Annotated in this window: 16 protein-coding genes; 9 read left to right on the forward strand and 7 right to left on the reverse strand. The window is 31.2% G+C overall.

The window, feature by feature from the left end:
* Positions 1–11: 11 nt before the first annotated feature.
* The 3 genes from QHG34_RS04525 to QHG34_RS04535 are packed head-to-tail and all read left to right on the forward strand — an operon-like array spanning position 12 to position 2,327.
* On the forward strand, positions 12–338 hold the full coding sequence (locus tag QHG34_RS04525) for a hypothetical protein (protein ID WP_282629002.1): 327 nt from the start codon (positions 12–14) through the stop codon (positions 336–338).
* A gap of 1 nt (position 339) precedes the next feature.
* Positions 340–1,257, forward strand: coding sequence for a 1-aminocyclopropane-1-carboxylate deaminase/D-cysteine desulfhydrase (locus tag QHG34_RS04530; RefSeq protein WP_282629003.1), 918 nt, complete (start codon positions 340–342; stop codon positions 1,255–1,257).
* Positions 1,254–2,327, forward strand: a complete 1,074-nt coding sequence (locus QHG34_RS04535) for a glucosaminidase domain-containing protein (protein ID WP_282629004.1) — start codon at positions 1,254–1,256, stop codon at positions 2,325–2,327. The genes QHG34_RS04530 and QHG34_RS04535 overlap by 4 nt, the downstream gene beginning before the upstream one ends.
* 58 nt (positions 2,328–2,385) lie before the next feature.
* Here QHG34_RS04535 and QHG34_RS04540 read toward each other — a convergent pair whose 3' ends face one another.
* Entirely contained in the window at positions 2,386–2,970 is a 585-nt protein-coding gene (locus tag QHG34_RS04540; protein WP_282629006.1) for a TlpA family protein disulfide reductase, read from the reverse strand.
* A gap of 153 nt (positions 2,971–3,123) precedes the next feature.
* Here QHG34_RS04540 and queA point away from each other — a divergent pair, with 153 nt between their 5' ends.
* Genes queA through QHG34_RS04560 form a run of 4 tightly spaced genes read left to right on the forward strand, consistent with a single transcriptional unit; the run spans position 3,124 to position 7,184 of the window.
* Positions 3,124–4,173 carry a tRNA preQ1(34) S-adenosylmethionine ribosyltransferase-isomerase QueA gene (queA, locus tag QHG34_RS04545; RefSeq protein WP_282629127.1) on the forward strand — a complete coding sequence of 350 codons (1,050 nt, stop codon included), beginning with the start codon at positions 3,124–3,126 and terminating at the stop codon, positions 4,171–4,173.
* A 7-nt stretch (positions 4,174–4,180) separates the two neighbouring features.
* Entirely contained in the window at positions 4,181–5,230 is a 1,050-nt protein-coding gene (rlmN, locus tag QHG34_RS04550) for a 23S rRNA (adenine(2503)-C(2))-methyltransferase RlmN (protein WP_038336309.1), read from the forward strand.
* 11 nt (positions 5,231–5,241) lie between these two features.
* Positions 5,242–6,195 (forward strand): hypothetical protein, encoded by a 954-nt coding sequence (locus tag QHG34_RS04555; RefSeq protein ID WP_282629007.1) that lies wholly within the window; start codon positions 5,242–5,244, stop codon positions 6,193–6,195.
* 56 nt (positions 6,196–6,251) lie between these two features.
* A complete protein-coding gene (locus QHG34_RS04560) occupies positions 6,252–7,184 on the forward strand; it encodes a polyprenyl synthetase family protein (RefSeq protein ID WP_282629008.1) in 933 nt (310 codons plus the stop codon).
* Between the two features lie 34 nt (positions 7,185–7,218).
* Here QHG34_RS04560 and QHG34_RS04565 read toward each other — a convergent pair whose 3' ends face one another.
* From QHG34_RS04565 to QHG34_RS04585, 5 genes are all read right to left on the reverse strand, one after another.
* Positions 7,219–7,947, reverse strand: coding sequence for a GLPGLI family protein (locus QHG34_RS04565; protein WP_282629009.1), 729 nt, complete (start codon positions 7,945–7,947; stop codon positions 7,219–7,221).
* Positions 7,948–7,957: 10 nt separating this feature from the next.
* Complete coding sequence (locus QHG34_RS04570; protein WP_282629010.1) at positions 7,958–8,689, reverse strand: GLPGLI family protein; 732 nt, start codon at positions 8,687–8,689, stop codon at positions 7,958–7,960.
* A 3-nt stretch (positions 8,690–8,692) separates the two neighbouring features.
* Entirely contained in the window at positions 8,693–9,217 is a 525-nt protein-coding gene (locus QHG34_RS04575) for a GLPGLI family protein (RefSeq protein ID WP_320416882.1), read from the reverse strand.
* Between the two features lie 12 nt (positions 9,218–9,229).
* Entirely contained in the window at positions 9,230–9,421 is a 192-nt protein-coding gene (locus tag QHG34_RS04580; protein WP_282629011.1) for a hypothetical protein, read from the reverse strand.
* A gap of 86 nt (positions 9,422–9,507) precedes the next feature.
* Positions 9,508–10,419 carry a GNAT family N-acetyltransferase gene (locus tag QHG34_RS04585; protein WP_282629013.1) on the reverse strand — a complete coding sequence of 304 codons (912 nt, stop codon included), beginning with the start codon at positions 10,417–10,419 and terminating at the stop codon, positions 9,508–9,510.
* Between the two features lie 97 nt (positions 10,420–10,516).
* Between QHG34_RS04585 and kbl the strand changes: the two genes are divergently transcribed.
* Entirely contained in the window at positions 10,517–11,716 is a 1,200-nt protein-coding gene (gene kbl / locus QHG34_RS04590) for a glycine C-acetyltransferase (protein ID WP_280061962.1), read from the forward strand.
* Positions 11,717–11,766: 50 nt separating this feature from the next.
* Here the strand turns inward: kbl and QHG34_RS04595 are convergent, their stop codons facing one another.
* Positions 11,767–12,438, reverse strand: a complete 672-nt coding sequence (locus tag QHG34_RS04595) for a CheR family methyltransferase (protein ID WP_282629015.1) — start codon at positions 12,436–12,438, stop codon at positions 11,767–11,769.
* A gap of 135 nt (positions 12,439–12,573) precedes the next feature.
* Between QHG34_RS04595 and QHG34_RS04600 the strand changes: the two genes are divergently transcribed.
* A complete protein-coding gene (locus QHG34_RS04600; RefSeq protein WP_282629016.1) occupies positions 12,574–15,261 on the forward strand; it encodes a PD-(D/E)XK nuclease family protein in 2,688 nt (895 codons plus the stop codon).
* The last annotated feature ends 98 nt before the right edge of the window (positions 15,262–15,359 follow it).

Here is a 15,359-nt window from a genome sequence, read left to right on the forward strand (position 1 = left end):
AGATTTTTTGAATGTTTGTAGTTATTTTGAGTCATTTGTTTCATAAAAACTTTGTCGGAATCACCATTTTTCCATTTATTTTTTTGAGAGATAAAAAGTTAAAGAATGATAAAGTTTTAATCAATCACGAAACGATACATATTATTCAGCAACTCGAACTTTTGGTCGGATTATTCTATGCTTGGTATTTAATTGAATATGGAATTCGGCTAATTCAGTACAAAGATCAACACAAAGCGTATCGTAATATTAGTTTTGAACGCGAAGCTTATGCGAATGAACATGATTTGAATTATTTAAAAAAACGAAAATTTTATAGTTTTCTAAAATATATTTAAAATGATTTGGAACGATTATAAAGCTGAAATTCAAGAAATTGATTTATCTACAATTACCAATCAAGACCTTAAACTTTCTATTTTAAGAGAAGATTTAATTCACCCAGAAATCTCTGGTAATAAATTCAGAAAACTAAAATACAATTTCTTAGAAGCAGAAAAATTAGGTTTCAATCAACTACTTACATTTGGTGGAGCATTTTCTAATCATATCGCGGCAACTGCAGCAGCAGGGAAATTACATGGTTTTAAAACGATTGGTCTTATTCGTGGCGAAGAATTAAAAGATAAAATAGACACAAATGCCACGCTTCGGTTTGCAAAAAAATGTGGAATGGAGTTGCATTTTATTTCACGCGAAACGTATCGAGAAAAAAGTAATTCGTTTTTTATTGAAGATTTGAAAAATAAATTCCCTTCAACTTACGTTGTACCAGAAGGAGGCACAAATAATTTAGCCATAAATGGTTGTAAAGAAATTTTATTTGACCAATGTGACGAATTTAATTTTATAGCTTCTGCAATAGGAACTGGTGGAACAATTGCTGGTTTGATAGAAGCATCAAAGCCTCATCAACACTTGCTTGGCTTCCCGAGTTTGAAAGGAGATTTTTTACAAAAAGAGGTAGAAAATCTAACAAAAAAAAGAAATTTTACTATTTTTAATGAATATCATTTTGGTGGATATGGAAAAGTTAACGAGGAATTAATTAATTTTGTCAACTATTTCAAAAAAACAACTCAAATTCAATTAGATCCAATTTATACGGGAAAAATGGTTTTTGGTGTTTTACAATTAATTAAAAATCATTACTTTAGTAATTCTTCTAAAATTCTGATGGTACACACAGGTGGTTTACAAGGAATTGAAGGAATGAATGAAAAATTAAAGTCAAAAAATAAAACAATTATAGCATGAAAAAATTGTTATTCGTTTTTAGTTTTGTTACTGCAATCGCTTTACAAGCACAAGAAACAAGAGATGTAATTTACATCCGAAAACACGCTATTTTAGCAGTACAAGAAATGGAATTATACAAAGTTCCGGCAAGTATTACTTTAGCACAAGGTCTTTTAGAAACTGCAGGCGGTCAAAGTAAATTAGCGGATCAAGCAAATAATCATTTCGGTATAAAATGTAAAGGTTTGGACGAATGGCCAGCAGATTTACCTCGAATTTATCATGATGATGATGCACGTGGAGAATGCTTCCGATCGTACCAATCTGTTGAAGAAAGTTATCGCGATCATTCAAAATTTTTAGCTTTACGTCCTTATTACAAAGCTTTATTTAACTTAGATCCAAAAGACTATAAAGCTTGGGCAAATGGTTTAAAAAAATCTGGTTACGCTACAGATTCTAAATATGCCCCAAAATTGATTTCGATAATTGAACGTTATAATCTAAATCAATTTGATCAAGTTTCTTCCGAAGAAGTTTATGCTAAGTTGTTCTCTATGTACAACAATCAAGATGATTATTTATTGGCTAATAATTCTTCAAAATCATCTAAAAAATTTAATCAAAAAGAAGAAGTTGTTTTAGCTTCGTACAAACCGAAAGAAACTGAGACAGTTGTTGAAGAAGTAAAACCTACAAATAGAACAATTGAATACGAAACACGTTCGGAGAATCCTACATTACGATTAAAAAGACATAAAAATAATATTCCTTACGTTGTAGCTTTAGCTGGAGAAACAATTGCTTCAATCTCTAAAACATACAACAAAGTTCCTGCAGAAGTGGCTGGTTTCAATGAAATACAAATGGGATCGAAATTAAAAGATGGTCAAATTGTATTTTTTGGAAAAAAGAAAACAAAAGGTTCTGATTACGCCTACATGGTACAAGAAGGAGACGACATGTACTCGATTTCGCAACGTTTTGGTGTAAAAATTAGTAGTTTGTATAAATTAAATAATATGGAGCCAGGTGAACAGCCAAAGGTTGGGAAACGTATTAATTTGAAAACAAAAGTGAGAAGTTAATCTTCTATCAAGTATAATAAAAAAAGCTTCCTGATTTGGAAGCTTTTTTTATATCTATTTATTTCATCATTTTGAAAATATCAACCAATTGCTGATTAATTTCTCCTGTTTGATAATCCATCGGTGCAGGCGCACGATCAATCATAATATTTCCTTCTTTATCTAAAATGATAAAAGTTGGGATATATTCTATCTTATAATCAAAACCGAAATTACTTTCTCTACCAGCAAATAACTGCACCCCAGACATCTGATTTTCTCTCACCATTTTTTCCCAAACTGGCTTGTCTTCTAACTTATCCAAAGAGATACTTACAAAATGAATGGGAGCATCACGAAACTGTTCTTCTAATTGTTTCATAAACGGAATTTGTACTTTACAAGGTCCACACCACGTTGCCCAAATATCTATATACACATACTTACCTTTGAAATCAGCTAAATCAAAACGTTTTCCGTTAATATCAGATAAAGAAAAATCAGGTGCTTTTACCAGTTCTTTCGGAATTTCAGTTTCAGGCGATTCTTTTTTTGCAACAGAATCAATCTTTTCTATTTCAGTAGATTCTTCATTTTTTTGTTCGGATTTATTACAACTAAAAAGTGTAAAAATAGCGGACAAAATTAGTAGTTTCGTTCTCATTCAATTATTTCTTTAATGAAGATTGGTTCTTAATCATTATTTCAATTGTCAAAAATAGACATTAAAAGTTATCAATTTCATAAAATACGTCATTATACTTGACAAAGGGGTATCTGAGGTCGTATATTTGCAAAAAATTGTACCATTATGAAAATGAAAACCTCCGATTTCGATTTTAATTTACCTGAAGAACTTTTAGCTGAGCATCCTTCTGAAAATAGAGATGAAGCTCGTTTAATGGTTGTTCACCGTGATACCGGAGAGATTGAACATAAATTATTCAAAGACCTAATCGATTATTTCGACGAAGGTGATGTAATGATTCGTAACAATACAAAAGTATTTCCAGCTCGTTTGATGGGAAATAAAGAAAAAACTGGTGCTCAAATCGAAGTTTTCTTATTAAGAGAATTAGATGCTGAGACTCGTTTATGGGATGTTTTAGTAGATCCTGCTCGTAAAATCCGTATCGGAAATAAATTATTCTTCGACAATGATGATACATTAGTTGCAGAAGTTGTAGATAATACAACATCTCGTGGACGTACTTTACGTTTCTTATTTGATGGATCTTACGAAGAATTCCGTGCAAAATTGAAAGAATTAGGAGAAACTCCTCTTCCAAAATATATTTTACGCGAAGTTGAACCTGAAGATGCAGAGCGCTACCAAACGATTTATGCAAAACATGAAGGAGCAGTTGCTGCGCCTACAGCTGGTTTACACTTTTCTAAACATTTATTAAAACGTTTAGAAATCAAAGGTGTTGAATTTGCAGAGTTGACTTTACACATTGGTTTAGGAACTTTTCAGGCTGTTGAAGTTGAAGATTTATCGAAACACAAAATGGAATCTGAGCAAGTTATTATTCCACAAATTACAGCTGATATCGTAAATCGTGCAATTGACGAAAAGAAAAAAGTTTGTGCTATTGGGACAACTTCTATGCGTTCTATCGAGTCTTCTGTTTCTGCAGATGGACATTTAAACGCTTTGGATAGCTGGACGAATAAATTTATTCACCCACCATACGATTTCTCTATTGCAAATTGTATGATTACAAACTTCCACACACCAAAGTCTACATTAATTATGATGATTTCTGCGTTTGCTGGACACGATTTAACAATGAAAGCATACAACGAAGCGGTAAAAGAAGGATATAAATTCTACTCTTACGGAGATGCAATGTTAATCTTATAAGACAAGTTTGAGTACAACAAAAAAAGACATACGAAAGCTTTCACAAGCTGAGATTGAAGATTATTTCAAAGAGATTGGAGAAAAATCATTCCGCGCAAAACAAGTGTACGAATGGTTATGGAAAAAGAATGCGCATCAATTTGATGACATGACGAATATTTCTAAAGCTTTACGTGAGCAATTAGGAGAATCTTTCCAAATTCAACCTGTTGAAGTTGATCTTCTACAAAAATCTAACGACGGAACCATCAAGAATGCAGTTAAGCTTCATGATGGTAACGTTGTGGAATCTGTTTTAATTCCGACTGATTCTCGCACAACTGCCTGCGTTTCTTCGCAAGTTGGTTGTAGCTTGGATTGTACTTTTTGTGCAACAGCGCAATTAAAACGTATGCGTAACTTAACAGCTGCCGAAATCGTCGATCAAGTTGTGATTATCGATGAAGAAAGTAAACGTTATTTCAATCGTCCATTAAGCAACATCGTATTTATGGGAATGGGAGAACCTTTGTTAAATTATAACGAAGTAATTTCTGCCATCAAAAAAATTACGTTACCAGAAGGATTAGGAATGGCTCCAAGACGAATTACAGTTTCGACTTCGGGAATTCCTAAAATGATTGAAAAACTGGCTGACGAAGATTTACGCGTTAACCTTGCGGTATCTTTACATTCGGCTCGCGAAGAAGTTCGTAATGTAATTATGCCTTTTTCTGTTAAATTTCCGTTGACGGATTTAATGGATAGTCTTCAATATTGGTATCAACAAACAGGTTTACGAATCACGTTCGAATACATTGTTTGGGGCGGTGTTAATGACAAAAAAGAAGACATTGATGCATTGGTAAAATTCTGTCGAAAAATTCCTTCTAAAGTAAATATTATCGAATATAATTCGATTGATGACGGAATCTACAAACAAGCATCAGAAGAAGCGGTTAACAATTATATCAAAGCTTTAGAATCCAATAATATTGTGGTAAATGTACGTCGTAGCCGTGGAAAAGATATTGATGCAGCTTGCGGACAATTAGCCAATAAAACTGGAAATGATTAAAAAATAATCAAATGAAATATTTAGCCATATTTTTATTTTTGATTCTGACTAAATTCTCTTTCGCTCAAATAGTAGAAAACATCGATACAATTTCTATTGATGATTATAAAATAGAAAGTATTAACTTACCTCCTACTTTGAACGAAATTTCGGCTTTAGAATATGAAAAAGAAGATAAAAATGTGGCTTCTTTTTGGGGTTTAAACGATTCTGATTCCAAACCAGAATTGTATCGTTTTGATGCAAAAACAGGTGAAATTATCAATACAATTTTCATCACAAATGCTCCAAATATTGATTGGGAAGAAATGTCTTCGGATGATAATCGAATTTATTTTGCTGATTTTGGAAATAATTTGGGCAAACGAAAAGATTTAGCCATTTATTTTATCGAAAAATCAAACATCGATTATTCAAAATCTTATCAGCAACTAAAAGCTGAAAAAATAGAATTTTATTATCCTGAACAAGAAACTTTTCAATTCAAAAATATGACAACAAATTGGGATGCGGAAGCATTCTTTGTCTACCAAAATCAGTTGCATATTTTTACAAAAGAATGGTCAAATATGGCAACGTCTCATTACGTTGTTCCTATTGATTCTTCTAAAAAACACGCAGCCAAAAAGTTAGAAACTTTTCCAACAAATTACGCTGTAACAGCTGCTTATATCGATGCTGATGTAAATAGTTCTACAAAAGGAATTTATCTGTTGGGTTACACAAAAGAAGCGTTAACTTTTATCAATTGGTTCGATTTGCCAAAAGATAATAATCAGTTATTCTTCACTTCTCAAGTTAAAAAAATAAGTTTACCTTTGGGCTTCACGACACAGTTGGGACAATTGGAAGGGATTTCAGTTTTACCAATCGAAAACAAAATTTGTTTTAGCGGAGAAGAATTTAACTTTAAAGGTTTCTATGCAAAACAGGTTGTACATTGCATCAATAATTTTACGAATTAAAAAACTAAATTTTGGGTAACACGGTAGATTTGATTAAAGCTCCGATCGCGGAGGAAATGAAATTATTCGAACAAAAATTCTTCGAATCGATGAAGAGTAATGTTTCGCTTCTTGACCGTATTTCAAATTATATCGTGCGCAGAAAAGGAAAACAAATGCGACCGATGTTTGTCTTTTTAACTGCAAAATTGAATGGTGAAGTACAAGAACGTACCTATCGTGCAGCTTCTTTTATCGAGCTTATCCACACAGCAACTTTGGTTCACGATGATGTCGTAGATGATAGTACATTGCGTCGTGGTTTCTTTTCTTTAAATGCAATTTGGAAGAATAAAGTAGCCGTTTTAGTGGGTGATTATTTCTTATCTAAAACCTTAATTATTTCGACCAAAAACAAAGATTTCGATTTATTAGAAGTTGTTTCAGTTGCGATACAAGAGATTTCGGAGGGTGAATTATTACAAATCGAAAAAGCGCGTAAACTTGATATTACAGAAGATGTCTATTTCGAAATTATCCGAATGAAAACAGCAACGCTTATCGCGGCTTGTTGCGAAGCTGGAGCGCGTTCTGTTGGTTGTACAGAAGAAGTTGCGAAGAAAATGCATCGCTTTGGAGAATTGGTTGGAATTGCATTTCAGATCAAAGATGATTTGTTTGATTATACCACTTCTAACGCCATCGGAAAACCTGTCGGAATTGATATCAAAGAACAAAAAATGACGTTACCATTGATTTATTCAATCAATACAGCGAATGAAAAAGACAAAAAATGGTTGATTAATTCGGTAAAACGTTATAACAATGACAAAAAACGTGTACGAGAAATTATTCAGTACGTAAAAGATAACGGCGGAATTGAGTACACGCAAAAAATGATGAAAAAATATAGCCAAGAAGCTTTAGATATATTGTACGAATTTCCCGAAAATGAATACCGAAATTCATTGGAGACAATGGTGAAATACGTGATGGAAAGAGAAAAATAACAAAAAAGGATTTCTGATTTGAAATCCTTTTTTGTTAATCTATTTTTTTGTCCATTTTTTCGTTTGCAGATTTTATCATGTCCTGAAGCATTTTATCTGTTATTTTCTTAAATTCTGCTTTTGTCACAACCTCTCCTTTCGTTGGTTTTTCAATTTTTATCTTGTCATTTGTTTTTAGACTAATCACTAGATAAATATCTTTTCTCGGTATTGTTTTTGAATCTGTTGTAATCACTAATTTCAGTATTAGCCCTGGTAAACCACCAAAATCAGATGGTCCACTCTTAAAAGCTAATTTTGTAGAATACCACGCTTCATATGTTTTATTTTTTACAATTGCTGTTGCTTTTTTTACTTCGTAACCCAATATTTTAGACGTTTCGCGAGTTAATGACCAAGGAAGAGCAGAAATTGTATCTTTTATAATAAACTTACGACCATTATAATCATTAAATTTTAGCGTTTCATTATTACTTATATTTTTATAATAAATATCTCTCGGATCAACAAAAGAAATTGAACTTCTTTCTCCTTCTTGGCTATTGTTGATTTTTTCAATTCCCTTGTAAACAGACTCATTTTTATCAACTATCAACTGAAACTCTGTTTTTCTTGCAGCTGCATCTTTATACATCTGAATATCTTCCTTGTCAGTCAGTTTACTCAAATCAAACTCATTTGTATATTCATATTCCACCACTAATTTTTCTTGTGCAAAAAGTGAAATTGTCCCTAAAAGGAATGTAAATATTAGTTTTCTCATCAGCATAATTTTAATCTATTCTTCTAATTACTCTGTTCTCGGATGATTCTATTAATTTATTGTTCATGTCATCAATAATCTCGTAAAACTCTTTCTGTGTTATTAATTTACCTTTTGTTGGAATATCAATTTTAGCAGTATTATCCAGTTTTACGTCTATCGCTGTATAAATTTGTTGTTGATCTCCTTTATCTGATTTTACAGTTTCTATAATCCTCAAAATCATTCCAGGCAAACCAAAATATTTATTAGGACCATTTTTAAAAGCCAACTTTGGTGCATACCAAGCTTCTACGCTAAATTTGCCTTTCTCATAAACAGCCTTCTTAACTTCGTACCCTAATATTTTATCCTTTTCTTTTGTTAATTTCCAATCAAGAGCTTTTATAGAATCTTTTACAATTAACTTTTTTCCGTTCAAATCAATTGAAAATAAAGAATACTTCTCTTTGATATTACTATAAAAATTTCCAGCTGGTCCTCCCATTAAAGCGCCTCCTTCAGTATTATTTTGATTATTATCAATCTTTTCAGTTCTACCAAAAAAGGAATCTTCATTAGTTGTAACTAACTGAAAATAGCTAACATTGTTATTGTTTATTCTATAAAAATCAAGCGTTTTCTTATCTGTAATTTTGGATGTATCAAAATTATAATTGAACTTATATTCCACCACCAATTTTTCTTGCGCAAAAAGGGAAATTGTTCCTAAAAGGAATGTAAATATTAGTTTTCTCATCATGTGTTAATCTACTTTCTTATCTAATTTATTTTTTTGATTTTCTATATATTTTCTATATTCTTCATCTGTAAAAGTTTTGTAATCTTTGGCAGAAATCAACTGACCTTTTGCAGGTTTTGTAACTAAAACTTTGCTGTTTAACTCAACTTTTGTAGCAGTATAGTATGTTTTTTCACTAGGTTGAGCTTCGTTATTTGTTATTTCTACTTTCAAAATAATTCCTGGTAAACCAGAAAAATCTTCGGGTCCATTTTTAAAATTTAATTTCGGCGCATACCAAGCTTCATAAAGTAAACCATCTCGTTCGTAACTAGCTTTTTTCACTTCATATCCCAAAAAAGTAGATTTCTCTTTACTCAAAATCCAAGGTTGAATTCGCAATGAATCTTGAACAACAAATCGTTTTCCGTTGTAGTCATCAAAAGTTAAAGATTGATTGGTTTTGAAGTTTTTGTATAAATGCTTTTCAGTATCATTAAACGTGATTTTCATACCATCAGCACGCTGCGTATTATCTATTTTATCAATTTTCTTGAAACTCTATTCGTCTTTCGTTGTGATTAATTGATAGTCAAACTTCGTTTCGTTAGCCAACTTCAACATTTGTATTATTTTCGCATTTTTTTCTTTAGAAAGATCAACTTCAGTTCGGTTTTCATACTCAACAACCAATTTTTCTTGTGCAAAAAGAGAAATGGCTCCCAATAAAAAGGATAAAATTAGTTTTTTCATAGTGTGTTATTATAAATTGAAGATAACAAAAAAAAGTCATTACAAACCGTAATGACTTTCTATATTGATTAATTAAAACCTTATTTTTAAATGGATTTCTGATAAATGTAATCATCCATAATGTATCCATTTCCGATGTCAAATGTTTTTGATTCCATATTCTTGAAACCATTTTTTTCGTAGAAACGAATCGCTTTCGCATTGTGTTTATTCACCGTTAAATGAACTGCTTTTGCTCCTTTTTCTTTGGCGAAATCTACGACTCTATTCAACATCAATTGTCCAATTCCTTTGGTTTGATTAGACTCTTTCAAATAAATTTTTGACAAAAAAACAGTATTATTTTCGTCTAATTTATAATGCAAATAACCTGATGGAACATTGTCAACTTTCAGGATTTCCCAAACGTCTCCATTTGCAATTCCTTCATTCACTTTATCATTATTATACATCATATCAATCATATAATCGATTTGATCTTGAGATAACAAATCCTTGTAAGCTTCTTGCCAAATATCTTTAGCTAATGGTTGTACTAAATGAATATTCTTCTCATTAACTGTATGAAAATGTGGATAAACGTTTAATTTAACTGGATTTATTTTTTGATTAACTTCTATATTTTGTAGAATTTCATCTTTACGTTTATCAATTTCGCCTTCTAGCATTTGCAATGTCCATTTACGTTTTAAAGAATTGTAATAAAACATTCCGATTCCTATATATAGAAAGACTTGTACAGCAATTGAAACATAATTTTCTACCAAAAATTTATTCATTTTTAGGCTATTATCCATCAAATTATCCATAGAAGAATTGTTAAAATTAACACCTATATCAATAATTCCTGAAGCGAACAATAAAACAAATACAAAAGAAAAAGCAATTTCACCCGCTATATATAATCCTACTGCTGATAAAACCGTTTTTAATTTATCCTTTTTGAAAAACTTTGCTAAGAAATAGAACTGAAAACTAAATATAATGATTAGAAACACTGTTTATTATTTTTTTTATGTCTTACAAAAATACGAAAAATATGCCCGTAAACATTTATATTTGTATGAAACATATCAAAACAAAAAGTGATTTATTATGTATAGCGATAAATTTCAAAACTACTTACAAACGCAATTGAATGATTTAGAAGAACAAGGATTATTCAAAAAAGAACGTATCATTGCTTCTCCTCAAAGTGCGGAAATTACATTAGAAAATGGTAAAACATTACTTAATTTTTGTGCGAATAACTATTTAGGATTATCTGATAATAAAGACGTTATCTCAGCTTCTCAAAAAATGTTAGATGACCGCGGATACGGAATGTCTTCGGTTCGTTTTATCTGTGGAACGCAAGATGTACACAAACAATTAGAGAAAAAAATCGCGAACTTCTTAGGAATGGAAGATACGATTTTATACGCTGCTGCTTTTGATGCAAATGGCGGTGTTTTTGAGCCTTTGTTTACAGAAGAAGATGCGATTATTTCGGATGAATTAAACCACGCTTCTATTATTGATGGGGTTCGTTTATGTAAAGCTGCACGTTACCGTTACAAAAACAATAATATGGCTGATTTGGAGGCTCAATTAATTGCTGCTTCAGAAAAAAATCATCGTTTCAAAATTATTGTAACAGACGGTGTTTTCTCTATGGATGGAATCGTTGCAGACTTAAAAGGTGTTTGTGATTTAGCTGATAAATATGATGCTTTAGTGATGGTTGATGATTCTCACGCAACTGGTTTTATTGGAAAAACTGGACGTGGAACACACGAACATAACGAAGTTATGGGACGTGTAGACATTATTACATCTACTTTAGGTAAAGCTTTAGGTGGTGCTATGGGAGGATTTACTTCTGGTAAAAAAGAAGTCATCGAAATGTTACGTCAAAAATCTCGTCCATATTTATTCTCTAACTCTTTAGCTCCGGGAATCGTTGGTGCTGCTTTACAAGTGTTAGAAATGTTAGAAAATGACACAACTTTACGTGATAAAGTAATGTGGAATGCTGAATATTTCCGTAAAGAAATGGTTGCTGCTGGTTTTGATATTCCAGAAGGTGATGCTGCAATTGTACCTGTTATGTTGTATGATGCAAAATTATCTCAAGTAATGGCAGACAAATTATTAGATGAAGGTGTTTATGTAATCGGATTCTTTTTCCCGGTTGTTCCTCGTGATAAAGCGCGTATTCGTGTACAATTATCTGCTGCACATACAAAAGAGCAATTAGATCATACAATTGCTGCTTTTACAAAAGTTGGTAAAGAATTAGGAGTGATTAAATAAGAATACTCAATCTTTATATACAAGCCGTTTCAGAAATCTGAAACGGCTTTTTATTTCTTCTGTAATAGTAAACAAGAAGCGGAATAATTTCTCTTAAAATATTTCAAATAATACTTCATCATAAATCTCCAATCTTGGAATTTATAAAAAGGAAGAAAAATTCGTATTAATTTGATCGGAATTAACCTTGGTTTATCCTTCAATTGTTGATAAAAACAATATCCTGTTGTAATTTCTCTAGCATCTTCCAATTCAAAATTTTGAAATAAATCTTGATATAATTTAGATGGATTTGGTCTATAGTAACTCTCTACCGGATCTGGAGCTGGTGGAAAAATAAAAGAATTAGTTACAATTAAATAACCATCTTTCTCCAAAATTTCATACAATATTTTACAAAGCTTTTTTCGTTGTTCTTCATCAATGTACATCAACACATTATTGAACAAAATACATTTCACTTTATATTTTTTAACTTCCTCTAAAAAAGCTAAATCATATAAATCTCCTACCAAATCTACTCCATCAGCAGATTTCATATCTAGATGAATTACATTTTCAGCTTCATTTGGAACTAAACTGAATATATTTTTCTGAATATGACTTTGTCTAATCGTTCTGTATTCTTTGGTAGAGCTTCCTATATTCAATATAGGAAATGGATTTAAGAGAGAAAGTTCTTTTATTTTCTCTCCAATCCAGATTGATTCTTCAATTAACATTATTTATAGGTTGGTTAGTATAAAAATAAAAAATTATCGATAAATAATCACAGCTAGTTCAATATTTTTAAAACGCCATCTTTTGTCTCTCAAAATCCTTACTTTTACAACAACTCAACGAAAGAAAATTTCAAAATGGCTCAATTCATAGAAAATGTTGTAAAAGATTTAGTTCAAAATCAAAAAAACTTTATCAACACCACTTTAGTTTTACCAGGAAAACGTCCCATGTTATTCTTCAAACAAGAATTTCAGCGTCAAACGCAAAATATCATTCTTCCACAAATGAAAAGTATCGAAGAATTGATGAGCGAACTTTCTGGTTTAGAAATTATTTCTGGAATTAATCTATGGTTTAAAGCGTATCAATCTTATAAAAAAATCGTTGAAAAACCTGATTCTTTCGAAGATTTTATCAAATGGGGACCAACTGTTTTGAAAGATTTTGATGATATCGATGCTTCTTTGCAACCTGCGGATAAAGTTTTAGACTATTTGGTTTCGGTAGAACGAATTAGTCAATGGGGAGATGGAAAAATTGAGATTGGGAAAAATGAAATCATTCAAAATCACTTAACGTTTTGGGGAATTGTTTCGAAATTATATTTTCAGTTACAACAAGATCTATTGGATTCAAAAGAAGGTTATGCTGGAATGGTTTTTAGAATTGCGAGCGAAAAAGTTGAAGAGATTATTGAAAACAGAACTTCACATTATGTTTTTGCTGGATTTAATGCCTTGACAAAAGCAGAACAAGCGCTGATTTTTCGTTTAGAAAAAGAGAATTTAGCCACTTTATATTTTGATGCGGATAAATATTATTACGAAAATCCAAATCAGGAAGCGGGTTCTTTTCTAAGAAAATATAAAGAGAAAATAAAACCGATAAATTGGGTGGTTGATGAATTTTCGAAACCCAAAAATTTGCAAACAATTGGTGTCGCAAAACAAGTTGGACAAGCAAAGTATATTGCAGATTTAATTAGAAATCTCAATGAAGATGAAATAAAAAATACCGCGTTGATTTTAGCTGATGAATCTATTTTACCTGCAATTCTCAATTCTTTACCCGAAAATATCACGCATCTTAATATTTCGATGGGAATTCCCTTGCGTTCGGTTCCGTTAGCGCAATTTTTCAAATCAATTTTTGAGTTGCAGATGAATCGTGAGAAATTAGGAAAAGGAAGTATGTTTTATTTCAAAAATGTCTTACAAATTCTTGAAAATAAAACATTATCTCTTTTTAGCACGGAAGAAAGTCGAAAATTAATTGGAGATATTCGATTACAAAATAGAATATTTAATTCACAAAATTCGATTCAGAATTCGTTAGGAGACTCAATATTTAAATCTATTTTTCATATTCCGAAAAGTATCACTGAATTTATTCATCATCTAAAAAATTGGACAGACGAATTATTGCATCATCCTTCTATGAACGATTTGTTAACGAAAGAATATTTATTCTTTTTCAAAAAAGTTTTCAATCAATTGCACGAAAATTTGTTGAGCGTTGATGACATCAAAGATTACAGAACCTTGTTTTTATTGTACAACAAAATCGTTTCTTCCGAAACTATTTCCTTTATTGGAGAGCCTTTGCAAGGTTTACAATTGATGGGATTGTTGGAAACTCGTTTATTGAATTTTGATAATATTATCATGACTTCTGTGAACGACGAAATTTTACCTTTGGGACGACAAAACAATACATTTATTCCGTACGATATTCGCAAACAAATGAAATTGAATACATTTACCGAAAATGATTCGATTTATGCATATCACTTTTATCGATTGATTCAGCGTGCAAAAAATGCTTATTTCGTGTACGATACCGAAGCTGACGGAATGGGTTCTGGAGAAAAATCTCGCTTTTTAGCTCAAATCAAATTTGAAAGTAATCACGAAGTGAAAGAAACCTTTGCAGCACCAAGTTTTATTACAAAACCTTTGAAAGAAATCATTGTTCCTAAAACTGACGAAACAATGGCAAAGCTTCAAAATTGGGCTGAATATGGAATTTCACCTTCTTCACTTTCAACCTATTTACGCAATCCATTAGATTTTTATGAGCAACGAGTTTTTAATGTAAACGAAGTCGAAGAAGCCGAAGAAATTGTAAGCGCAAGAACGTTAGGAAACATTGTACACGGTGCTTTGGAGGATTTGTACACGCCTTATATTGGACATATTTTACATGAAAATGATTTCAAAAATATCGAAAAAATAAAAGACAGAACCTTACAAGAGCATTTTAGCAAAGAATATAAAGATGGACATTTGGATAAAGGTCCAAATTATTTGATTTATAAAATTGCAGAGCGAATTGTGGATGGAGTTCTTTCTAAAGATACGACTACAGCAAAAGAAAATGAATTTGTAATCAGAGCTTTGGAAAGCAAGCACGAAGTTGATTTTACACTAACAAATGGCAAAATTGTAAAGCTAAAAGGTGTAATTGACCGAATTGATTCTGTCAATAATCAAATCCGAATTATTGATTATAAAACTGGTTATGCGAAAGATATTTCGGTTAAAACTGAAGAAATAGAAACCGTTTACCAAAAAGAAGATAAAGCGAAACAATTGCAATTAATTTTCTATGCGCATTTATTTTATGCAGACAAAGAAAATCTAAATAAAGACATTGAATTGTGTATTTATCCAATCAAATTTCCAAATAAAGAATTGATTAAACTTTCGGTTGATAAAAATACAACCATCGATTATTCGATTGTCGAAAATTCTACTGCACCGATGTCAACATTAATCGAAGAAATTCTAAATCAAGAAATTCCGTTCAAACAACCAGAATAGTACTCAATACACTATAATAAAAACCCTTTGTAAACACTACATACAAAGGGTTTTATATTAAATTTGGTGTATAAATCAATTTTAATTCTTAATAATTT

Source organism: Empedobacter sedimenti, assembly GCF_030005555.1.
Taxonomy (GTDB): Bacteria; Bacteroidota; Bacteroidia; order Flavobacteriales; family Weeksellaceae; genus Empedobacter; species Empedobacter sedimenti.